Here is a 22,467-nt window from a genome sequence, read left to right on the forward strand (position 1 = left end):
CGGCGCTCAGGCGACCACGGCCCAGACACCCCCAGCCCCACTATCAGCGGCCCCGGCATTGGCACCCCCAGCATTAGGAGTACCCCCGGCCCGGCGCTCAAGCAACCCCGGCCCCGGCATTGGCGCCCCCACCCTCACCCCCATCCTCGTCCCCGCCGGCGTCAGGGACAAAGCTGCGGTCGGGCGCCCAGTAGGCGTTGAGACCGGCCCAGGTCAGGGGCGAGGTGACAATACCGGGGCGCTCCCGCCACGCGGCCAGGCACCCCCGCTTCCACTCGTTCATTGCCAGCACCGCGTCCGGGGCACGCAGGCAGTCGTCCATCGCGAAGGACAGGTCCAGGAACCCCCGCGCCGACTCCTCCTGGCAGGCCCGGCGGAAGAACTCGTCGGTGAGCATGGTCCAGCGTGTGGTCATTACCAGCTCGGCACCGGCCTCCAGTATGGCGGCGGCCATGCCGAAGGGCTCCACCTGGCCGGTCTCCGTGCCCGACTGACAGGCCACCAGCCCCACCCGCGGTGGCATGGGCCACAGGTAGATCCCTGAGTGCGCCTCCGGTGCCGGGGCGCCGCTCATGTCGGTGCCGTCGAAGCCGACGCCGGTGGGCAGCAGGTCCCCCAGGTCGGGCTCCTGCCCGGCGCGCGCCGTGTTGCGGAACTTGGCGGCGTGCTCCCTCCAGTCAATGGTGCCCAGGACGAGGTCGCTGGCGCTGAACCAGCGGGTGCCCTCCTGGTCCGTGGGGTACACCCCGTAGCAGGCGCGGGAGTCGGCCAGCTGGAGGCGGGAGTCGCCCCCCGTGCCGGTCATGTGCCCGACGTAGAGCAGGTGCGACAGCGGCCTCCTGTTGTCAACGGTGACGACGTCGGGATCCTGGCGCAGGACCGCGGAGAGCTGGAGGCGGGTCGTCCCCCGGGCGTCCCCGCGCCCACCGGCCTCAGCCGGGGCGCTGCCGACCGTCACCGGGGCGGGCTCGTAGCCCCTGACCCGCTCCTCCCACGCGGCCAGCTCGGAGCCGTTGAGGACCCCGGCCCGCCCCGCGCCCTGCTGCCAGGGCTGCACGAGGTAGACGGCGGGGGCGTCCCTGACCCTCTCCCAGCTGGGGTGGGGCAGGGACGGCTCGGAGTCCCGCCCGAGGACGGGGCCCATGGTGACCACGTCGAGCACGTCCAGGAACCGCTCGACCTGGCCGTCCGGCGTCGTCCGCCCGGTGGGCATGAGCTCCCAGGGGACCTGTCCGCACGACGGCGGCGGGTTCACGGCCAGGAGCACCCGCTGGCCGGGCGTGTCCACCGCCTCCAGCAGGGAGGCCAGGAAACCCGGGGGGACGAGGACCTGGGCCAGGTCACGCATGAGCTCCAGCTCGCGCTCCGGGTCGCCTGCCAGGGCCCCGTCGACCACCCGCAGGAAGTGCCCCACCTCCAGCGGGTCCGGGGTGGCGGTGGAGGCCGTCTCGTCCTCGTCGTCATCGTCGAAGAAACGGGCCATCTCGTCATCGTCGTCCTCAGGGCCGGTGCCGACGTCGGGCTGGGCGGGCAGGGGCGGGTAGTCCCGCTCAAGACGCTCGACCTGGGCCCCGGTGACCTGGTCGTCGTCGTCCATGTAGTCAGGCAGGGACCGGCGCAGCGCCTGTGTCACCCGGACGAGCTCCTTACGGTCCAGGACGACGAACGCCGGCGGGCAGTCCTCGCTCTCCCAGGCCACGTAGGTCCCCGACGTCGTGTCGACGCCGTGGAAGACGAACTCGAGCTGCTTGGTCACATCCACTCCTCGGAGGCAGTCGGGACGGCGCCCTTCTCGGGGCACCGGGGGAACCGGGCGGGTCAGCACCTGAACTGGGCCAGGAGCTCGGCGACCCACAGCTGGGACTGCTTCAGGCCGGCCCGCACGAGCCGGGGCGCCATGCTCCGCCGCTGTTGGATGGCCTTGTGCGCGGTCCGCTGGCGGCTCCGGACCCACTTGTCAGCCCGCTTCTGCTCCTCCAGGAGCCGGTCCCGGTCGCTGCCGCGCACGGGCCGGGAGGGGCGGGGCACGGAGACCACGTCGACCAGCTCGATCTCCTGCCCCTCCCCCAGGGGCGCCGCACCACTCACCTCCCCGGGGGCGGTGGCGCACAGGTGGACCAGGACCGGCAGGATCTCCCCGTAGACGTAGACGCGGGCCATCCCCACGTCACTGTCCCGGGGCAGTTCGCAGGCGGTGCGGACGGTCACGGTCACGCGCCGGTCCCGTCCGGTGCCCGCGACCCGCCAGGCCCCGGCGCCGGGGGAGGTGTTAAAGAGCCCCTGCACGTTCTGGCCCCAGTCAATGGTGAAGGTGCCTCGCGTCTTCCCGGCGCCCGCCACGAGGGCGACGGCGTCCTGGGACAGGCTCCCTCCCAGCAGGGCGGCCAGCTCGTCGTGCTGTCCCCCGCCCGCCCCGGCGCGTTCCTCCACGGCGTCCAGGAGCTCCTCCAGGGCGGCGGCCTCCTCCTCGTCGCCCTCGTCCTCAGCCGCGTCGAGCAGGCCCTCCAGGCAGCTGGCGATCACCAGCCCCCAGGAGCGCCGCACCGTCTCATCGACGCCGTTGTCAATGAAGTCCCGCGCCCGGTCCTTGACCTCCTGCGCCATGGGGGTGAGCAGGAGGGCGCCCACGCCCCCGTCCGCGGCGAGGCACAGGGGGACGTCACCCTTCCGGCTGAGCGCGATCAACTCCATGTCCAGCGCGACCCGGTCGAGCTGCCTGACGCTGCCGTCGGCGGGGGACGGCCAGTAACGGCGTAGCCACAGGCCCTGGGCGATCCTGCACAGCACCCTGGCGGTCATCGTCGGCGCGCTGTGCCAGGTGGTGGGGACCTCACGGGCCAGGCGCAGCCGACGGCTGTCCTCGGCGTCCTCGACCTCGGCGAGAAGCTGCTGCGCCGCGAGGACGACGTCGTAGCCGTAGACGAGCTCGACCCACAGCGGCACGGTGGTGGTGAGGAAACCGCCCGCCACGGACACGGGATCCTTCTTGTCGATAACGAGGTCGGCGACGACCCAGCCTCCGTCCAGTGGGACAAGGGGGCGCAGGAAGCTCTCCCTCGCGGCCTGCCCGTCGGGGGCCCCACCGGGGGTCCCGTCGGGGGCCCTACCGAGGGCCTCGTCAGGGGTCCCGGCGGAGGTCCCGCCGGGGACAATGAGGACCGTGTCCCCGTCCCATGACACCGTCACCCGGTCCAGCGGGTCGGCGGGCTCTGCCGTCCTGGGAGTGGTCTGATCAGTCATCTGTGCTCACATCCTGTTCAGGCAGTCGAGGATGTCGGTGATATCGACTCCGTCGAGCAGCGGGCCGACCTGCGGGTCGTCGTAAAGGTGGTCCAGCTCTCCCATGAGCTCCAGTGCCACCCTGCCCCGCTTGACGTCGACGGCATCCCTCTCCGCGAGACGCAGCGCCTCCCGCGGTACGTCGTCCCTCAGCTCCCGGCTGCGCCCCGGGATGGTCCCGGGGCCGTCGTCCCCGTCCTCCGGGTTCCTGTACTGCCGTATGAGACTGTAGACGGAGGCGTAGGGCTCGTCGGTCCGCAGCTCCTGGATCTTCATAATGAAGGGGAGGGCCGGGTGAGATGACCCACCACCCTGCGGTCCCTGCCGGAGCGACGAGCGCGGTCTGGGCACCAGCACCTTCCCCGCGTCAATGCACGCCTGCTTCACGGCGAAGTAGATCCTCTCCTGGACGGTCTTCACCGAGAAGCCGTCCCTCTTGTCCTCAAGGCCGAGGAACTCGTAGCGGTGCCACTGGTACCACAGCGAGCACGCGGCGTGGGAGGCCACCCTGCTCATAAAGGCCTTGACCTTGTCGTCCTTGAGCTGACGCTCCCCCGCCGCCCAGCTGACACTCCCGTCCTGGCGCATCGAGGCCGACGCGGAGCGCGCGGGCCGGAACGCTATCTGCACCGCGGTCCGCTCCTTGAGCACCTGCTCCCGCACGGCCCGGTGGACGAGGCTGCGCGGGTGCCACTGCAGGAGCTGGCCGACGTCGTCCTTGTCCGGCCTCGGGGAGAGGACCCGCTCGGTCTCCTGGAGCACGAACTCCACCACGAGCGCCGCCATGGTGATGACCAGCCGGGACTGCACCCAGGCCAGGCCCGTGCAGTGGGCGCAGCGCCGCGCCTCATCCACCAGGACCTCGGGCAGGCGGTCCTGGGGGAAGTCCTCCGACACCGTGTTATTGAACACGTGAAGGACCCGGGGGACGTAGCCCAGGTCGAGTGGGGGCTCACGCAGGGGCCCCTTGACACGGGGCTCGGACTCATCCGCAGCACGATCCCGCCCCGACCGCCTGAGGAGCCTGTCCCACTGCGGTGCGGGCCGACGCCGGAGCGATGAGCGCTCCACGTCACGAGTCAGCCTCAGGGGCTTAGACCTTCTCACCAGCGCCCAGACGTCGGAGCCGTCCTTCCCGCACTGGCGTACTACGGCCTGGAGCAGCTCGTCAACCGGGGTGTGCTCACACCGAATCGCCTGGCACAGGGTCTCGTCGTCATTCTCCGCCATCATGCGCGCCCCGGCGACTTTCATGGTGAGGTCGTCAAGTCCCGCGTCGGTTGCCGGCCTGGTCGTCGGGGACGGCTCCCAGAGCCTGTCGATCTCCCCCTCGACGCGCTGGCGGATCCCGGGCTCAGCAAGGATCCTGCGGCACGCAGCCGTGTTCGCACGCTGGGGTGCCTCGGTCCGCTCGACGAGGATCCTGTCCAGGAACGCGGTCTGGTCCTTCGGCGAGGCCTTCCCGAGATCCACCAGGCCACCTCCCTCAGCCTCCCTCCACACGGCCTCAAGAATGGTATTCGTGAGGTTGACCCGCAGGAACGTGTTGTCGGCGTTGACGAAGTACCTGTCAGACGTCCTCCGTATCTCGTCATTGTTCTCGTACAGTGCGCGAAGCCTGGTCGCCCAGTCCAGCGCGCGGACGATGCGCTGCGCCTCCCGCCCCAGCGTCTCATCCAGGACGGCGACCTGCACCGGGGTGAGGACGACGCTACCCGGTTTACCGACGAACTTGCTGAGCATGTCCTTGAAGGCCGGCCCCCTGAGAAGCGCGTTGAGGATCTTGCGGCGCACCGGCTCCTGCGGGAGACCCTGGCTGTCGCCCTGACCCTTCCGCCCTGGCCGCCGTCGTGCCCCGGTCGTCCACTCGTTCACGACGTCCGGGGCGAGGTCCCTGACGTGCCCCCATGCGTCGCGCAGGGCGTCAGTGCCCTTCGTGCACCGGGAGAAGGGGACGGGCGCGGCCTCGTGGGCGGGACGGGACCGGCCACCGGCAGCACCGTCCTTGCGCACGTCCGCGACGCCCGTCTGGTCCATGGCTCCCCCTCGTCCTCATGCAGTGCCTCAGGCGGCAACGGGCTCATGGTAGAGGACGGGTGCACGCTTTAAGGGCACGATTCCGCACACCAGTTCCTGCCGTCCTGCCCGCAGCTCCCCCACCAGCAACTTCTTGCCGGACGGCCCACGGAGGGCGGACACGCCGGGGGGGCTGGCGCCCGGCAGCCCGGTCTGCCACGGCGGTACCGACGTCGGCTGAGGCAGGCCCCGGCAGGCCAGATCCCGGTTCCGGGTCCTGCCGCCTAGGGCTGCCCGGCCCCGACGTCGGCCCCGGCAGCCCGGGTCCTGGTGAACGCCGTCGTGCCAGGACGGCGAGTCTCACCCCGCTGCCCAGGATGTACTGGGATACTGCTGTCCCCGACGGAGGAGGCGGTCATGGCGGACTCAGCTACGGAGGAGCTCTCCTCCGAGGACGTCCAAGGAAGGGCTCAGGAGGCGTTCAGCGAGGGGCTCCGGATGCTCGAGGTCGAGCACCCGGCAGAGGCGGTCACGGCCTTCACCCGGGCCCTGGAGGCCTACCGCACCCTGCCCGAGGCCCAGCGGGACCAGGCCAGCTGCCTGAACGGCATAGGCAACGCCCAGCGCACGGCAGGTCACTACGAGGAGGCCCTGGACGCCTACCGCCAGGCCCTGGAGATCTACCGCGCCCTGCCTGAAGCCCGGCGCGGGCAGGCCAGCTGCCTGTACAACATCGGCTTCACCCTGGGGCAGACGGGTTGCTACGAGGAGGCCCTGGACGCCTACCGCCAGGCCACGGACCTGTACACCCAGGTAGCGGGCACCTGGCAGAACCAGGTCGACTGCCTGTACTGCACCGGCATTATCCTCAACGAGCTGGAGCGCTACGAGGAGGCACTGACCACCTTCCAGCAGATCCTGGACCTGTACACCCAGGTAACGGGAACCGGCCACCAGCAGGCCGACTGCCTGTACTGCACCGCCTTCATCCTGCGCACGCTGGGCCGCTACCCCGAGGCGCTGGACGCCTACAGCCAGGCCACGGACCTGTACACCCAGGTAGCGGGCACCGACCACCAGCAGGCCGACTGCCTACACAACACCGGCAACGTCCTGCGCAGGCAGGGGCGCGACGAGGAGGCCCTGGAGGCCTACCAGCGGGCCATGGACCTCTACACCCAGGTAGCGGGAACCGAGCAGGACCAGGCTGACTGCCTGCTCAGTACCGGCGGCACGCTGCGCACGACAGGCCGGCACGAGGAGGCGCTAACCGCCTACCGCCAGGCCCTGGATCTGTACACCCAGGTAGCAGGCACCGGCCACCAGCAGGCCATCTGCCTGTACAACATTGGTAACACCCTGGACGACACGGGGATGTCTAAGGAGGCGCTGGACGCCTACCAGCGGGCCATGGACATCTACCGCACCCTGCCCGACACCCAGCAGGACCAGGCCAACTGCCTGCACAACACCGCCAGTACGCTGCGTGAGGCGACGGACCGCCACGAGGAGGCGCTGGACACCTACCGCCAGGCCCTGAGCCTCTACCAGCAGGTGACCGGCACCGGTTTCCAGCAGGCCAACTGCCTGAGCAACACCGGGCGCGTCCTGGACGACATAGGCCGGTACGAGGAGGCACTGGACGCCTACCGCCAGGCCCTGGACCTCTACCGCCAGGTCACGGGCACCGAGCAGGACCAGGCTGACTGCCTGAACAGCATGAGCCTCACCCTGCGCAAGGCGGGTCGGCCCGAGGAGGCCGACGCCGCCTACCAGCAGGCCCTGGACCTGGGCCTCCCGGCGGACCCGCCCACCGAGCCCGAGGAGCCACCCGAGCCTGGGGCGTCTACCGAGCTCGAGGCGCCCAATGAGCTCACGGATCCCGGGGAGCTCGAAGCACCCGGGGATCCCGGGGAGCTCGAGGAACCCACCGAGCCCAAGGATCCCGAGGAGTTCGAGGAGCCCACCGGTCCCGAGGCCCCCTAGCACCTTGGGACCACCGTCCCGGTCTCCGTAAGGCCTCACCGGGCGACGGGCTCATCCGCCCAGGGGCCTGCGCGTGGCCGACCCGCCATCGCCTCACCGCCCGCCGGGCGACGGGCCCCTGCGACCGGCACGGGCCCGTCGCGCTACCGACGGCAGGGCACGTCTCAGGAGGTACTCGTCCCGGGGACCGGGAGGACGAGCCCTGGGGTCTGGCACAGTAGCGGCGTGGAGTCGCCGCCAAACCGGTAGTCGTAGGTGCTCCCACCCGCCTTCACCACGATCCGCCAGCCGTCCACGAGCGCCTGGGTGTACGACATCCCCGGTTCGGGGCAGCCCAGGGAGGCGTCGTTCCAGGTGGTCCACGTGGCCTCCACCACCTCGGCCGAGGCACCGGAGACGCCACGGGAGTCCAGGTCCGCCCTAATGGCGGCGACCAGCTCCGCGGGCGCGGTAACGGACGGCGCACCGGTGGGTGCCGTACCGGTGGGGGCCGCACCGGGCGCACCGGGCGCACCGGTAGGACCGGCGCCGGAGGGGGCCGTGGCGGGCGCGCCGGTGGAATCGGTGGCAGAGGGGTTAGAGGGTGCGTTGGGGTTCATGCTCGGCTCGACGGTGGGAGAGGGGGATGTGGTGCTGAGCTGCGTCGTCCCAGGCGGGCTAGCCGGGACGTCCGGACTGCCCGAGACGCCCGGGGTGACCGATGAGCAGGCGGCCAGCAGCAGGATCCCTAACGGACCAGCAGCTACGGACAACGGTTTCGTCATGACCCGACTCTAGCCCGGCAGCCGCCGCCGTACCCCTGAAACGCCGCCCCTCATCCAGGAGGTGAGGTCGCGGGCGTCGCCTGACCTATGACACGGGAACGCCGCCCCTTATCCAGGGGGTGGGAGCCCCTGAACAGCCCTTGAGCAACAGGGCCACGCCCCTGACCTGGCAACCACCCGTCAAAGGGCACCCAAGACGCCCGTGGATAATCCGGTAGACGACTCAGACCTCAGTGGTCCTGGGAGCCGTCGTCAAGGGCCTGGGGCTCCTGGTCCGTGCCTGCTGAGTAGGTCACGAAGGCGCGGGTGAGCTGCAGGGCCACTTCGTCAATGAGTTCCACAATGACGTCCATAATGACGTCCTCGTAGTCGGGGCGGTGGAGCTGGAGCCAGGCCGTGACCTCCTCGTCAGCCACTGAGTCGGCCAGGTCGCTGAACTCCTCCAGCTCGGCGTCACTGAGACCCTCCGAGAGGCGTTCGCCGACGCGCGTCTCCATCGCGGAGCAGACACGGGTCAGGGCCTCCTGGAAGCCTTCGGGGCCAATGGCCTCCAGGACGGGATCAGGGATGGTCTCACGGAGCCTGTCAGCAATGGCCTCATGCAGGTCGTTGTCCATGGCCACCATCATCCCCCCTGCCCCACCGGACCCAGCCCTGTCGGCAGGTGCGGTCCCTCACGCAGCCTGGCAGCCCCGGCGCTATCTCGCCTCAATGGCGCCTATGGCCTCCAGGCAGTCGGCCTGCTCCTCCTCAGAGTCCTCGAGGCGGGCATAGGCCTCCAGCGCCTGGCGGAACAGGGGCAGGGCCTGGTCTCCTCTCCCCAGCTCCTTGAGCATATTGGCGACGTTGTACAGGCAGTCGGCCTCGTAGTCCACCAGCGACCCGACCTGCTGGCAGGTCCGGAGCGCCTCGCGGTGGGCCTCCAGGGCCTCCTCGGAGCGCCCCAGCTCCTCCAGGGCGTTCCCGGCACGCACGAGGCACTCGACCAGGCTCAGCTCAGCGCCGTCGACCTGACGGCAGAGATCCGCTGCCCGGCGGTAGAAGTCCACGGCCTCCTCGAGCCGCCCCAGCTCCTCCAGGGCGACGCCGGAGTTCTCCAGGCTGACGATCTGTCCGTACTGGACGCCCTCAATCTGCCCGTAGACCGTCAACGCCTCGTCGTACCGGCCCAGGGCCTCCTCGTAACTCCCCATTTTCCGCAGGGAGATAGCCATATTGTACCGGCAGTACGCCTGCTCGTTCTGGGTGCCCTCCACCTGACCGAAGAGCTCCAGCGCCTCGTCCCCGGCAGCCAGGGCCTCCTCGTAGTCGCCCAGGTCCCCGCGGACCGCGCCAATACCGTGCAGGCAGTCCCCCTGGTCCTTCTCACTCCCCTCTACCTGCCGGAAAAGCTCCAAAGACTCCTTAAAAGCGTCAAGAGCCCCCTTAAACCGACCCTCCCGGTGCAGTCGGCGTCCGGCGTCGTAGGCGTAACCGGCCCGGCCCGCGACACCCTGGTCGATCCGCTTAGCCTGCTGGACGGGGGTGTACACCTTGCGGGCAAGATCCTGGTCCTTGCCGGCCTCGGCCCGGTGACCACGCCCCGGCCCGGTGACCACGCCCCGGCCCGGTGGACGCTGAGGCGGGACTGGGCCCTTTCCCCAAGAACCTGCGTACCATATTCAGCAGCTTGGTCGTCTTGCGCCCGTACACTCGCGCCTCCTAACGCCCCGGAGAGGTCAGCACCCCCCTGGGGGGCACCCGGTCACATTGTGCACGTCCGGGCGGACCAGCACCACCGGCCTACGTATCCGACACCACCGCCCCGCCCCCGCCCCGCTGCCCTGCCCCGGCGTCGGGGGCGGGCGGGCGCCGTAGGCTGAGACCATGAGCTTCCTGGAGGTCCTGCAGATCGTCTGCGCGACCACGGTCCTGGTCACCACCGTCATCGGGGTGGGGGTCTTTGCCCGCGCCTGCGTGACCATTGTCCACCGCGCCAGCGTGGGCCGGGCGGTGGAACGCTCCCGTCTGCACCCGGTGGGACGGCGCCTGTGGCTGACCCTCTCCAGCGTCCTGACCCACGAGGCCTTCAGGAACCGCCCCTGGGTGCGGGCGGCGCACTGGCTGGTCATGGTCAGCTTCCCCCTGCTGTTCCTCACCCTGGTCACCGGCTACGGGCAGGTCCTGGGGGGCGCGGACTTCGCCCTGCCGCTGCTGGGGCACGCCGCCTGGTGGTCCTGGACGGTGGAGCTCATCGCCTACCTGAGCCTGGCCGGCATCGTCCACCTCATGGTGCTGCGCCGCCGGACCAACCGGGGCGGGCGCGCCACCGCCCCCTACCCGCAGGACTCGGACGGCGGCACCCGGCCGCGCACCTCCCGCTTCGCCGGCTCGACGGCGGCCCAGGCCCGCTTCGTGGAGCTGGTCGTCACCGGCGTCGTCCTGTGCGTCCTGGCCCTGCGCATGGAGGAGCAGGCGCTGCTGGCCTCCAGCTCGGACCCCACCGCCCGCCACCTGGGCTCCTGGGTGTACTTCCCCCTGACCTCCTGGGCCTCCCCCCTCCTGGAGCCCCTGGGGCCGACGGTGCTGACCGCCGCCGTCCTGGTGACGGCCACCCTCAAGATCGTCATCTCCATGTGCTGGTTCGTGGTGGTGGGCCTGGCCCCCTCCATGGGCGTGGCCTGGCACCGGTTCCTGGCGTTCGTCAATATCTACGCCCGCCGTGAGACCGACGGCTCCAAGTCCCTGGGCCCGCTGAGGCCGCTGGTGGTGGACGGCACCCCCCTGACCGCCGCCACCATGGACACCCTGGACGAGGCCATGGAGGCGGCCGACTCCGGGCAGGGTCCCGAGGTCCGCCTGGGGGTGGGGCGCATCCAGGACTTCACCTGGAAGGGCCTGCTGGACTTCGCCACCTGCACCGAGTGCGGGCGCTGCCAGGACCTGTGCCCGGCGTGGAACACGGGCAAGCCCCTGTCCCCCAAGCTCTTCGTCCTGGCCCTGCGCGACCACGCGGCGGCGGCGGCCCCCTACCTGCGGGCCGCCGCGGCCCTGGGGGTGGAGCCCGAGGAGGTCACCGACGAGGACCTGGAGCGGCGTCGCTCAGAGCGGGGGGTCCTGGGGCGCCTGACCGGCATGACCGACGGCCTGAGGACCGGTGAGGACCTGGGCCTGGTGGAGGGCAGCGCCCACACCGGCGACGTCCTGGGCGCGCTGCTCGCCGCCAGGGCGGCCCCCACCGAGTCGGGGGTGGCCACCCGCCCGGCTCCCCTGGCCGGGGCGGTCATCCCGGCGGACGTGCTGTGGTCGTGCACCACCTGCGGGGCCTGCGTGGACCAGTGCCCGGTGGACATTGAGCACCTGGACCACGTGGTGGACGTGCGCCGTCAGCAGGTCCTCATGGAGTCGGCCTTCCCCCGCGAGCTGGGGCAGATGTTCCGCAAGCTGGAGTCCAAGGGCAACCCCTGGGGGCTGGCCCCCCGCAAGCGCATGGACTGGGCCAAGGGCCTGGACTTCGAGGTGCCGGTCGTCGGGGTGGACGTGGAGGACGCCTCCGAGGTGGACTACCTGTTCTGGGTGGGCTGCGCCGGGGCCTACGAGGACCGGGCCAAGCGGACCACGCGGGCGGTGGCCGAGCTGCTGCACATTGCCGGGGTGAGCTTCGCGGTCCTGGGCGACGGAGAGTCCTGCACGGGCGACCCGGCCCGCCGGGCCGGCAACGAGATCCTCTTCCAGATGCTGGCCGCCCAGAACGTGGAGACCCTCACCGAGGCCGGGGTGAAGCGGATCGTGGTGACCTGCCCCCACTGCTTCAACACGATCTCCCGGGAGTACCCGCAGGTCGGCGGGCATTTTGAGGTACTGCACTACACCCAGCTGCTCAGCACCCTGGTGCGCGAGGGGCGGCTGCGACCTCTGGCGCCGGGGTCCGGGACAGGCCGGGAGCCGGGAGGCGGGCCGGGGACTGGCCTGGCTCCAGAGGCCGAGCCAATACCAAAGGATGGGCCGACGTCGGGAGCCGGTCTGGCGCCAGAGGCCGGGCCGACGCCGGGGGCCGGGACCAGCGGCCCGCCTGAGGGGGCCAGTGGCGCGGGGGCCGACCCGGGCCCGCACGCCCCTGCTCCAGGCGCCACCGCCCCGGACGCCAGGGAGGCAGGACGCACGGGCAGGGAGGCCGCCCCCCTGGTGACCTACCACGACGCCTGCTACCTGGGGAGGCACAACCGGATCTACTCCCCGCCGCGCGAGCTGCTGGAGGCCACCGGCGCGCAGGCCGTGGAGATGCCGCGCAGCCGCGAGCGCGCCTTCTGCTGCGGCGGGGGCGGGGCGAAGGCCTTTATGGAGGAGTCGATCGGCACGCGCATCGCCGTGGAGCGCTCACGCGAGGCCATTGGCACCGGGGCCCAGGTCATTGCCACGGCCTGCCCCTTCTGCACCACCATGCTCTCCGACGGCGTAGCCAGCCAGGGGGCCGAGGTGCGGGTGACCGACGTGGCCACCCTCATGCTGGAGGCCGTGCGCCGCGCGGATACCTAAGACCCGGCTGGCGCTGGCCGTACCCGGCTGGCGCCAGAGCACCCGGCTGGTGCCAGAGCCGTCGCCGCGCGGACACCTCCACGGCGTCGCCCTGCTGGCAGCCTCCTGGGATCCGGGGCCACTACCCGGCCAGTCGTCCACGGCGGAACCCGGCGGCCCGCTGTCCGGGGGCGGGCTGTCGTCCGGGACCAGTCTCAGCACGGTCACGACCGGCCCGCTGTCCGGGCGGGCCTGGTACCGGCGTCGGGGCGGGCGGCGGCCCACTCACTTCCGGGCCTGGGCCCAGGCCCGGGCCCGGGGGCTAATGAGGCCCGTCAGGACGAACCCCAGGACGACCAGGGCCAGGAGCGGCGGGACGGTGAAGACGTCGGCGGTCACGACTATGCTGCGGGTGCTCGCCGAGTACCGGGCGACCGTGACGTAGGTGTTGAAGCCGAGCAGCACGACGGCGGCCAGCGCGGCGAGCGCCTCGGCCAGCACCCAGGAGCGACGCATGACCATGAGCACCAGGGCGGCCAGGACCAGCACCGCCGTGAGCACCAGGGCGGCCACGCCCACTGAGAACATGTCCTGGTAGAGGGACGCCCTGGTCCAGTCGGGCCCGAACATGCTGGGGGCCAGCAGGTAGGAGCTGAACCAGAAGTCCATGGTCGCGAAGTACTCATCCGGGAGGCCACTCAGGGTGATCTGCGTCATTCCCAGGGTGACCACCTGCTGCAGGACCACCAGGCCCATGGCGCCGACCGCGCCGCGGCTCAGCAGGACGGTCGCCGGGCACCGGTCCGCGCCCCGGGGCCCGGCCAGGAGCAGGAGGATACCGGCCGTGACCCGCAGGACGAGGATAATCAGCCCTACGATCGCCGAGGGCAGGCCCATGAGGTGGTAGTAGAGGCTCGCCTGGTCGAACCCCAGGAAGCTGGGGTACATGCCGACCATGACGAGCGCGGACACCAGGACGATGCCGGTGGGACGCCTGAGGGCGGCCAGGACGACGCCAATGACCGCCGAGACCAGGCCGGTACTGACCAGCATGCCGACCATGACGCCTGCCAGGGGACGGTTGGGGGTGAAGCGGTCGCTGTACGTCATCGTCGTGAAGAGGTCGAGCACGTTGGGGACCAGGGAGACCAGGAGCAGGACCAGGGCGGTGACGCTGGCCCAGGTACGCGGCTGCTGGGACGGCGGGACGGCGGGTGGGTAGCCCGGGGCGCCGGGAGGGTTGTAGTAGGCGGGCTGCTGGGCCGGGACCGGGGTGTAGACCGGGACGCCGACGGCCGCGGGGACGCCCGCACCGGGCACCGGGGCGCTGGGTGCCCCCGGCAGGACCTGGCCCGGGACCGCCTGCTGGCCGGGTCCTGCCCCGTAGGCCGGGGCACCGGCCGGGACCTGGCCAGCCGGGACCTGGCCCGGGTTGTAGTAGGCCGGTGGGGCGGTGAGGGGCTGCTGCGTCATCGGCTGGGCTGCTCCGACCCCGTACGGGGCGCCGGGTGGGACCTGGCCGGGTACCTGGGGCACCGCTCCCGCCGGGGTCGGCACGCCGGGCGCCCCCGGCGGGACCTGGCCGCCGGGCACCCCCGCACCGGGCGGCAGCTGCTGGCCCGCCCCGTAGGCCGGGACGCCGGCAGGCACCTGGGGGACCGCCCCCGTGGAGGTAGCCGCTCCCTCGGGCACCCCCGCACCCGCACCAGGGCCCGCTCCGGGCGGGACCGGGGTTGCGGACACGGGCTCGGGCGGGCCCTGCGGAAGGCCCTGTCCCTGGGTCGGGGGTGTCGTCATGATCTCTACCTCTCTGCGCACGTCAGCGTCCTGCGCGGCCTGTCTGCACCGGCCCGCACCGGTCCGGCCCTGGAGACGGTGCGACGGCCTCGGAGCACGATCCGGCCTCAGGGAACAGTATGCCCAGGTGAGGGGGGCCACGGCCAGGGGCGGTGGGTGGCAGCAGGTGATCTGGTCGTGACATTCCCTACCCGGCGGCCCCGGTCCCGTGCCCCCACGCCCCGGCCCCTGCCAGGCCAGCACCCACCCGGGACGAGAGGGACGAGCGGGCCTGCCCACGCCCCGGCCCCTGCCGGGCCGGTGACAACGCACCGGCCCAGGTGACAACGCACCGGCCCAGGTGACAACGCACCGGCCCGGGAGGAGGAGTAGGACCGGCCCTAGACCAGGGTCCAGCCCTGGGCCCTGCTGCGTGCCTCCCAGAAGTCCCGGTACCGGCCGGGGAGCGTCACGAGGTCGTCGTGCCGCCCCGTCTGGGCCACCCGCCCGTCGGCCCCGAGCACCACCACCTGGTCGGCGGCGGCGACGGTCTCCAGCTTGTGGGCGATGACAATGAGCGTGGAGGTGCGTCGCAGCTCCTCCATGGCGGTCACGACATTGGCCTCGTTCTCCGCGTCCAGGGCGCTGGTGGCCTCGTCGAGCAGCACGATCGGGGCGCCCTTGAGCAGGGCGCGGGCAATGGAGACGCGCTGGCGCTCACCGCCGGACAGGGCCCGTCCGCCCTCCCCCACGCGGGTGTCCCACCCCTGGGGAAGCCGGTCCACGATCTCGGTCACGCCCGCCAGGTCCGCGGCCCAGCGCAGGCGCTCCTGGTCCGCGTCAGGGTCCCCCACGCGGACGTTGGCCGCCAGGGTGTCGTCAAAGAGATACACGTCCTGGAAGACCATGGACAGCTGCTCCATGAGGTCCTTGGTGGTCAGGGAGCGCACGTCGGCCCCACCGACCCTGACCTGCCCGGACCAGACGTCGTAGAAGCGGGCCACCAGGCGGGCGATCGTGGTCTTGCCGGCCCCCGAGGGCCCCACGACGGCGCACATGGTGCGGGCCGGTACCCGCAGGTCCACCTCGCGCAGGACCGTGGTGCCCTCCTCGTAGCCGAAGGTGACGTCAATGAGCTCGACGGCGCCCGGCTCGCCCATGAGCGAGGAGGTCTGGGGCTCTGGCAGGGGCTGGGCGTCCATGACGCTGCTGAGGTGGTTCATCATCTGACGACGCTCCTCAATACCGTTGACGGTGTTGCCAATGTCCTCCAGCATGGTGGTGAAGCGCAGGCACAGGCCGATGGTGACCACGGCGCGCAGGGGCTCGAGGTCACCGCCCAGGGCGAGCGCGGCGCTCAGGGTGATCATGGCGACGACAATGGCCTGGACCAGGGCACCGCTGAGGAGGATGCCGGCCGACTCCCACCACAGGGCCCGGTGGGAGGCGGCAGCGGCGTCGTCGAACGCGCTGGCCAGCTGGGGGTAGCCGGAGCCCACGTGGCAGGAGCGCAGCGCCCCCTGGCAGCGGGAGAACTCCACAATGCGGGAGGCGAGCTCGCGCTCGGTGGGCTCGGAGACCGTCTTGCCGCGGTCCACCAGGCGCCGCGACCAGCGCAGGAACAGGACCAGCAGCGGGACCGCGCAGGTCAGCAGGACCCCCAGGTGCCAGTCCCACAGCCAGGACCCCAGCCAGATGACCGCGCAGCTGGCGACGGTGGAGGAGACCTTGTGCAGGAAGTGGGCGGCGGACTCCCCCAGGGAGACCATCTCCTGGCTCACGGCGCGCGACAGGGTGCCGGCGGACTCCGCGTTGAACCAGGACAGGGGCAGCGTGGCGACCCGGTCGCCGATGGCGTGGTGGACGTCCGCCATAAAGCCCAGGGCCCCCATCATGCCCGAGCGCTGGGCGACGAAGTCGGTGACGGCCGCGGTCAGGGCGCACCCGCCCAGGACCCCCAGCCAGCCGCCCAGGCCCAGGCCCCAGGACGGCTCCCCGGTGGCCAGGGAGACCGAGGCGGGCAGGAGGGCGAGCAGGGACAGGCCCCACAGGGAGCCGGTGACCGCCCCCAGGACAATGCCGCGGCGCAGCTGGGCCCACGACCGCGGGCTCATGAGCTGGCGGTACTGGCGCAGCAGCGGGGGCCGACGGCGCCCGGCGCCCCCGGAGGTGGTGGTCGTGGTGGTCGTGGTGGTCTGGGCGCTCACTTGAGGTCCTCCTTGTCCTGGGCCGTCTGGGCTGCCGGGGCCTGGGTACGCGGGGCCTGACCCGCCCGGCCTGCACGTGCCTGACCCGCACGGGCCTGGGTGCGTGGGGCCTGACCCGCCCGGGCCTGGGCCTGGGTGCGTGGGGCCTGACCCGCCCGGGCCTGGGCCTGGGTGCGTGGGGCCTGACTTGCCTGGGACGCCCGACCCCGGGCGCCCCCGACGTCGTCCTGCCCGGCCGACCCCGCGGGCCCGCTGAGCAGGCCGCCCTGACGCAGCAGTGCCTGGTAGTGGGGCTCGTCGACGATCTCCTCGTGACGTCCGGCGGCCACCACGCGCCCGCGGTCCATGACGACAATGCGGTCCGCCCCGCGCACGGCGCCGGGACGGTGGGCGATGACCAGGACCGTACGGCCCCGCACCAGCGCCGACAGGGCCCGCTGGATCTCGGCCTCGGACTCGGGGTCGGCCATGGCCGTGGCCTCGTCGAGCAGGAGGACGGGGTTATCGGCCAGGACCGCCCGGGCGATGGCGACGCGCTGCTCCTGCCCGCCCGACAGCGAGGTCTCCCGCCCGATGACGGTGTCGTACCCGTGGGGCAGGGCCATAATGACGTCGTCGATCTGGGCGACGCGGGCGGCGGAGCGCACCTCCTCCAGGTTCGCCCCCGGCCGCCCCAGGGCGATGTTGTCACGTACCGAGGCGCTGAGGAGCTGGGCGTCCTGGAGCACGAAGGAGACGGTGTCGTACAGGGTCTGCTCCTCCATCTCCCGCAGGTCCACCCCGCCGATGCGCACGGCCCCGGTGTCGGGGTCGGAGAAGCGGGCGATGAGGGTGGCCAGGGTCGACTTGCCGGACCCGGAGGGGCCCAGGAGGGCAGTGACCGTGCCGGGCTCCAGGGTCAGGGTGACGTCGTCGAGGGCGAGGGTCCGCCCGTAGGAGAAGCTGACGTGGTCGATCTCCACGCGGGCCGACTCGGGTACGCGGGGGCTGGCGGCCTGGGACAGGACGGGGACGTCGAGGATCTCGCACAGGCGCAGGGCCGCGGCCCCGGCCATCTGGTAGGACCAGGAGATCGAGGCCACGGTGATAATGGCACCGGGCAGGACCAGGGCGATGAGGGTGGTGACCAGGACCTGGGGCAGGGTGACCACCCCGGCGTGCAGGAGCAGGGCGCCGCCGCCCAGGTTGACCAGCAGGACCACCGGGACGGACACCCAGGTGAAGGACAGGCAGCTGATGGAGATCAGCGGCAGGGCCCAGGCGCGGTAGAAGGAGGAGAAGCCGTCGGCGGCGTGCAGGTAGGCGGTGTGGGCGCGACCGACCCGCCCGAAGGCCTTGACCACGAAGATGCCGGAGACGAACTCGACCATGGAGGAGGAGACCTCGGCCAGACGGCGGTCCATCTCCACCGTCTTCTCGTTCATGCCCCGCAGGGTCAGGGAGTAGGTCAGGATGTAGAGGACCACCGTGACCAGGGCCAGCAGGGCCAGACGCCAGTCGATCCAGAAGGCGTAGGCCAGCAGCGCCAGCGGGGAGACGACGGCGTTGAGCATCTCCACCGGCCCGTGGGCGATGACGGTGTGCACGGTGGTGGTGTCGTCCTGGACCGCCTTGCGCACCCTGCCCGAGGTCGAGGCGGTGAACCAGGACAGGGGGACGTGGGACAGGCGCGCCACAATGTCCCGGCGCAGGCGGTCCCGCAGGCTCAGGTCAGCCAGGTGGGTGGCCAGCAGGGCCACGAAGTAGAGGAGGAGTCGCGTGGAGTAGGCGCTGACCAGCACCATGACGACGTGCCAGACGCGGTCGGGGTCCGGCGCGGTGCCGGCGTGGTAGGCGTCGAGCAGGACGTCGCCGAGCTGGGCCAGGGCGACGTAGGGGGCGACGGCCAGGACCGCGGAGACCACCACCAGGACCTGGCCTATCCGCAGGCGGGTGCGTACCGGGGCGCTCAGGCGCCTCATGGCCGCCTGGCCCGCGACGGACTTGCGCTTGTCGTCCGTCTGGGTGTTCGCCTGGGCGTCTTTCTGGGTATCCGTACGGGTGCCCGCCTGGGCGTCCGTCGCCTGGGTGCCCGCCTGGGCGTCCGCCTGGGTGGGTACCCGGGCGTCTGTCTGAGTGTTCGTCCGGGCGCCCGACTGGGTGGCGCTGTCGGTCCCGGGGGCGCCTGCCGGGGCGGTGCTGCCGGCCTCCGGGGCCGTCCAGGGGTCAGGGAGGGCGGCGTCGGACTGGGGAGCTGGCTCCGCCCTGCCCGGCACGGCCGAGGAATGGGTGTTCATGGGTGCCTCACCTAATTGTGAAAGTATTTCACGGTTGACTGAGGCAGACCTTACAGCGCACTCTTTCCGGCAGGCAAGCGGACGTGTTCCGGCGTTAGTGTGATCTCATGAGCACCCTCGGACGACCCACCGGCCCGAAGCCCAGCTTCTCGCGCCAGGACGTCGTCGACGCCGCCCTGGAGGAGGGCGTGGACGCCTTCAGCCTCACCGCCGTGGCCAAGCGCCTGGGCGTGCGCACCTCGGCCCTGTACCGGACCGTCTCCTCGCGCGACGACCTCCTACGCGCCTGCCTGGACCGCCTGGGGGACCAGGCGGCCGTGCCCGTAGCCGCCGCGATCCGCTCCGCGCAGGGGCACCACGACTGGGAGCCGGTGCTGCGCGCCGGGGCGGAGTCCATGTGGGAGGTGCTGGAGGCCCACCCCGGCCTGTCCCAGGTGCTGCTGACCGTGCCCTGGGCGTTCCAGTCCTTCGCCACCGCCATGAACGCCTTCCTGGAGGCCCTGGAGGCTGAGGGCCTGGGGCACGCCGACGCCGTCCTGGCCCTGGACGCCACCGGCGACACCCTGGTGTCCGCCCACCTGTCGCTGAGGGCCATGCGCACCGCCGGGCCGCTGGAGGACTGGCCGCGCACCCGCCCCGGCGTGCGCCTGCCCAACGAGCTGGTCCCCGACCGCTCCCTGGTGTGGAGGGGCTTCCTGGACGCCAAGCTCAAGCTCATTGTGGCGGGCCTGCGCCACCTGCACGACCACGACTAACCCCCACCCGCCCCTCGCGCACCCTCCTCCCTCCCTCTCTACCCTCCGCGAGAACGGTACTTGTTCGTCGTGAGAACGGTACTTATTGGCCGCGAGAACGGTACTTGTTCGTCGTGAGAACGGTACTTATTGGCCGCGAGAACGGTACTTATTCCTCGCGAGAACGGTACTTGTTGGCCGTGAGAACGGGGGTCGCCCTGGTGTCCTGGCGGCGGACGCCCCCTGCCGCAGGGCCGTCCGCTGCGAGGACGGGGCGCTGCAAGGAGGCGCCCGCGTAGACGTCACTGTCAGCGTGGCGACCGTGGCGAGGACGGGGCCTCGAGGAGGCGCCCACCGGGCCCCGTGGCACCTCGCTACCCCTCACCCACGGGGACGTACCCTAGTCACCGACGACGTACCCTAGACGGCCTCCAGAGTACGTCACCGATGACTATGGCACGTCGCCGACAGCCGAGGCACGTCCTCGGCAGCTAGCGACACAGGAGGACACCAGGCCACTACACCACGGACAGGAACCTACCCCCACCAGGCACGACGACGCACACACCACCCGAGCTACCCTCCACCCATGACCACCACCCCATCACCTACCACCCCCCCCCACGCCACCCCAGGACCCCGACGCCGAGGCCCTGAGCAACCCGCACGCACCCGCCACCGAGCTCGCCCGCATAGCCGCAACCCGCCCCGACCTCCACCCGGCCATTACCACCCACCCCCACTGCTACCCCGCCCTCCACCAGTAGATCACCCAGTACCAGACCACCACAACCGGAAGCCCGGCCCCCACCAGTAACCAAACCCCGACCGCCAGTCTGGCCCCGGCCACCGGCCCGGCCGCCGCGGGGACCACGACCCCGCAGAGCGACCAGGCCCAGACCACCCCCTACCCAGCCCCCACCACAGACACCAGCACCCCCGCTCCAACCACCGCACCCGCGCCCACCTCCCCCACCACCCCGACCACCGGCAACCAGACCCCGGGGACCGCACACCCCCAGGGCCCGTCCCGACGCACCATCAACCGAGCACTCCCCCTCCTCGCAGGCGGAGCCGCCCTAGCCACCCTCAGCGCCCTAGGAACCTGGGGCCTCTCCCACTACCTCTCAGAAGAACACAGAACGTTCTCCATGTCCGCCCTGTCACCAGACTTTGCCCGAGGCGTCACAGAGGCATGGTCAGTCGAGGGCAATAGTGCAATTATCTCAGCTAAGGGAGACCTCGTCTTTGTTAGCGATACCGCCGATAACCTAATAACGGCACCTCACCGTATATACACACTCAGTGAATCTGGCCTCGGCACCCCTGTCGAGATCAGCACGTCACCCTGGGAGACACAGAACCCAGATATTATGAAGTTCAGTGTAAGTGAATCATGGTGGGGCAGTTCGCCAATATGGCGCGACAAGATTATTGATCCTCACAGTAAGAACGTCACCGCCGTTCCCTGGGACGCTGCGTCGTACCTGTTCCTCGGGGCGGTCGACGACAGTTCGGCCCTCCTGCTCAAAAAGCCTCCCGCAGATGCCCTCAATGACACCGTCGGGCCTATTAGCGCTATCGACCGCCAAGGGAAGACACTCTGGAGCACAGCCGACTCCTATTGGAATGCATTCTTTGACCCAATGCAGCCGGACATCCTCATAGGCTACCAGACGAACAAGTCCTCGGACGACGTGGCCAGCACTCCGCACTTTATTAACATCACCACAGGGAAGACAATAGCACAGCTGCCACTCTCCAACGGCCTCATTGTATGCACAGACGGCGTCGTCACCTTTACGGGCCATTTCTCAGATACAGGCCATTTCTCAGAGTCAGAGACCGTGACCGCCAGGGCTTTCAGCTTCACCGGAGAGCCGCGGTGGGAGCAGAAGATCGGTAACTGCAGGGGCGTCTCCTTTGACGGCACTCCCCCCATAGACGTGGTCCGCCGTTCACTGACCGAGCTGACCGGCATGGAGGCAGTCGTCGCAGAAAATGGTGTCGCAGTGACCATAGGCAATAAGGAAAATAAATATAACCATAGCCATTTTGTTCTCCTCAGAAAGGAGGACGGCAGCAGCAGCAGCAGCCCCGAGATTGGCGGCATAAATTTTTTCAACATTTTGGCAGACGGATCAGAAGTTCTTGGGGAACTCGAAGAAGACGACATTGACCACACTTATTTCATTGACGTTGCCACAGGAAAGAGCGCGCATCGCTTCGAGCCGTCATTCTACAACGTCTTTATCTGCAACCAAAGCGGCAACGGAGTTACGTCACTATATTCGCTACCGCTTCCCGGAAGGACCCCAAATCGCATGATCATCGATACAAGTAAAGGAATGATCTGCTACGTCCCCAAAAAATAGTGCAGCCCATGACGTCGGTAGCGGAAGATGGCGACACTTGCTGTCGTCCCAGGGCCCCGGGCGCCTTCCTGTATACCAGGCCGAGGTAGACGCAGGGGGCACGCCTAGGTCCTGCTGAAGACGCCTTCTTGAGCTCCAGGGGCCGAGCCCGGTATCCCTGGAGCCAGGTCGGTCGCGTCGCGGCACCTTTCCCGTGAGGACGGGGAGGCATTGAACGCACGGCCTTCAGAGCTAACACAAGATCCTTTCCTTCCGCGAGGACAGGGAGGCAGTTCACAGGGCCAATCGTGACGGTTTCCAGGTTGCACTGGTTCTTGCAGACTGCACGGTTCTGCGGACTGCACTGGTTCCCGTAACTGCGATCAGTAAACGGCAGGATCACGCGGATCCACCTGACGACCCGGGGCCGGGAACCAGGATGAATGTGCAACGACGCCCGCGTTGCACATTCATCCCGTCCCCGGACACCTCCCGTGCCGGGAAACCGTTGGAACCACGCCACCACCCCGACCAGGACCCCAGGATGAATGTGCAACACCACCGCCCAGGCTCCCCGGCCC

The 22,467-nt window shown here is 70.4% G+C and carries 13 protein-coding genes and 1 pseudogene; 5 read left to right on the forward strand and 9 right to left on the reverse strand.

What is annotated here, in order from left to right:
• Window positions 1-97 precede the first annotated feature (97 nt).
• The 3 genes from C3V41_RS07510 to C3V41_RS07520 all read right to left on the reverse strand — a co-directional run bounded on the left by C3V41_RS07510 (window position 98) and on the right by C3V41_RS07520 (window position 5,316).
• Window positions 98-1,756: a hypothetical protein gene (locus C3V41_RS07510; protein ID WP_106109759.1), complete on the reverse strand. Its 1,659-nt coding sequence runs from the start codon at window positions 1,754-1,756 to the stop codon at window positions 98-100.
• Window positions 1,757-1,818: 62 nt separating this feature from the next.
• Complete coding sequence (locus C3V41_RS07515) at window positions 1,819-3,240, reverse strand: hypothetical protein (protein WP_106109760.1); 1,422 nt, start codon at window positions 3,238-3,240, stop codon at window positions 1,819-1,821.
• Window positions 3,241-3,246: 6 nt separating this feature from the next.
• Window positions 3,247-5,316: a hypothetical protein gene (locus C3V41_RS07520; RefSeq protein ID WP_106109761.1), complete on the reverse strand. Its 2,070-nt coding sequence runs from the start codon at window positions 5,314-5,316 to the stop codon at window positions 3,247-3,249.
• Window positions 5,317-5,712: 396 nt separating this feature from the next.
• Here C3V41_RS07520 and C3V41_RS07525 point away from each other — a divergent pair, with 396 nt between their 5' ends.
• Window positions 5,713-7,281, forward strand: coding sequence for a tetratricopeptide repeat protein (locus C3V41_RS07525; protein WP_106109762.1), 1,569 nt, complete (start codon window positions 5,713-5,715; stop codon window positions 7,279-7,281).
• 164 nt (window positions 7,282-7,445) lie between these two features.
• On the opposite strand, the gene C3V41_RS07530 is transcribed toward C3V41_RS07525, so the two are convergent.
• The 3 genes from C3V41_RS07530 to C3V41_RS07540 form a co-directional block, all read right to left on the reverse strand.
• Window positions 7,446-8,045, reverse strand: coding sequence for a hypothetical protein (locus tag C3V41_RS07530; RefSeq protein ID WP_129591521.1), 600 nt, complete (start codon window positions 8,043-8,045; stop codon window positions 7,446-7,448).
• Window positions 8,046-8,275: 230 nt separating this feature from the next.
• On the reverse strand, window positions 8,276-8,662 hold the full coding sequence (locus tag C3V41_RS07535; protein WP_129591522.1) for a DUF5663 domain-containing protein: 387 nt from the start codon (window positions 8,660-8,662) through the stop codon (window positions 8,276-8,278).
• A gap of 81 nt (window positions 8,663-8,743) precedes the next feature.
• On the reverse strand, window positions 8,744-9,577 hold the full coding sequence (locus tag C3V41_RS07540; RefSeq protein ID WP_217350921.1) for a tetratricopeptide repeat protein: 834 nt from the start codon (window positions 9,575-9,577) through the stop codon (window positions 8,744-8,746).
• Between the two features lie 334 nt (window positions 9,578-9,911).
• Between C3V41_RS07540 and C3V41_RS07545 the strand changes: the two genes are divergently transcribed.
• On the forward strand, window positions 9,912-12,560 hold the full coding sequence (locus C3V41_RS07545) for a heterodisulfide reductase-related iron-sulfur binding cluster (protein ID WP_106109766.1): 2,649 nt from the start codon (window positions 9,912-9,914) through the stop codon (window positions 12,558-12,560).
• 264 nt (window positions 12,561-12,824) lie between these two features.
• Here C3V41_RS07545 and C3V41_RS07550 read toward each other — a convergent pair whose 3' ends face one another.
• The 3 genes from C3V41_RS07550 to C3V41_RS07560 form a co-directional block, all read right to left on the reverse strand.
• On the reverse strand, window positions 12,825-14,336 hold the full coding sequence (locus C3V41_RS07550) for a hypothetical protein (protein ID WP_129591523.1): 1,512 nt from the start codon (window positions 14,334-14,336) through the stop codon (window positions 12,825-12,827).
• 380 nt (window positions 14,337-14,716) lie between these two features.
• Entirely contained in the window at window positions 14,717-16,429 is a 1,713-nt protein-coding gene (locus tag C3V41_RS07555) for an ABC transporter ATP-binding protein (RefSeq protein ID WP_106110734.1), read from the reverse strand.
• Window positions 16,430-16,518: 89 nt separating this feature from the next.
• Window positions 16,519-18,798 (reverse strand): ATP-binding cassette domain-containing protein, encoded by a 2,280-nt coding sequence (locus C3V41_RS07560; protein WP_441299702.1) that lies wholly within the window; start codon window positions 18,796-18,798, stop codon window positions 16,519-16,521.
• A 107-nt stretch (window positions 18,799-18,905) separates the two neighbouring features.
• Between C3V41_RS07560 and C3V41_RS07565 the strand changes: the two genes are divergently transcribed.
• The 3 genes and pseudogenes from C3V41_RS07565 to C3V41_RS12850 all read left to right on the forward strand — a co-directional run bounded on the left by C3V41_RS07565 (window position 18,906) and on the right by C3V41_RS12850 (window position 21,907).
• Entirely contained in the window at window positions 18,906-19,553 is a 648-nt protein-coding gene (locus C3V41_RS07565; protein WP_106109768.1) for a TetR/AcrR family transcriptional regulator, read from the forward strand.
• Between the two features lie 629 nt (window positions 19,554-20,182).
• Window positions 20,183-20,299: pseudogene (locus C3V41_RS14515) on the forward strand (variant leucine-rich repeat-containing protein); the annotation flags it as partial.
• Window positions 20,300-20,683: 384 nt separating this feature from the next.
• Window positions 20,684-21,907: a hypothetical protein gene (locus tag C3V41_RS12850; RefSeq protein WP_129591524.1), complete on the forward strand. Its 1,224-nt coding sequence runs from the start codon at window positions 20,684-20,686 to the stop codon at window positions 21,905-21,907.
• Window positions 21,908-22,467 lie beyond the last annotated feature (560 nt).

Origin of the sequence: Actinomyces sp. oral taxon 897, from assembly GCF_002999235.1 — a bacterium.
Taxonomy (GTDB): domain Bacteria; phylum Actinomycetota; class Actinomycetes; order Actinomycetales; family Actinomycetaceae; genus Actinomyces.

Bases quoted from the DNA above. Each gene is read 5' to 3' on its own strand.
- C3V41_RS07515 (WP_106109760.1), bottom strand. From the start codon at position 3,240: ATGACTGATCAGACCACTCCCAGGACGGCAGAGCCCGCCGACCCGCTG.
- C3V41_RS07520 (WP_106109761.1), bottom strand. From the start codon at position 5,316: ATGGACCAGACGGGCGTCGCGGACGTGCGCAAGGACGGTGCTGCCGGT.
- C3V41_RS07525 (WP_106109762.1), top strand. From the start codon at position 5,713: ATGGCGGACTCAGCTACGGAGGAGCTCTCCTCCGAGGACGTCCAAGGA.
- C3V41_RS07530 (WP_129591521.1), bottom strand. From the start codon at position 8,045: ATGACGAAACCGTTGTCCGTAGCTGCTGGTCCGTTAGGGATCCTGCTG.
- C3V41_RS07535 (WP_129591522.1), bottom strand. From the start codon at position 8,662: ATGGACAACGACCTGCATGAGGCCATTGCTGACAGGCTCCGTGAGACC.
- C3V41_RS07545 (WP_106109766.1), top strand. From the start codon at position 9,912: ATGAGCTTCCTGGAGGTCCTGCAGATCGTCTGCGCGACCACGGTCCTG.
- C3V41_RS07550 (WP_129591523.1), bottom strand. From the start codon at position 14,336: ATGACGACACCCCCGACCCAGGGACAGGGCCTTCCGCAGGGCCCGCCC.
- C3V41_RS07555 (WP_106110734.1), bottom strand. From the start codon at position 16,429: ATGAGCCCGCGGTCGTGGGCCCAGCTGCGCCGCGGCATTGTCCTGGGG.
- C3V41_RS07560 (WP_441299702.1), bottom strand. From the start codon at position 18,798: ATGAACACCCATTCCTCGGCCGTGCCGGGCAGGGCGGAGCCAGCTCCC.
- C3V41_RS07565 (WP_106109768.1), top strand. From the start codon at position 18,906: ATGAGCACCCTCGGACGACCCACCGGCCCGAAGCCCAGCTTCTCGCGC.
- C3V41_RS12850 (WP_129591524.1), top strand. From the start codon at position 20,684: ATGTCCGCCCTGTCACCAGACTTTGCCCGAGGCGTCACAGAGGCATGG.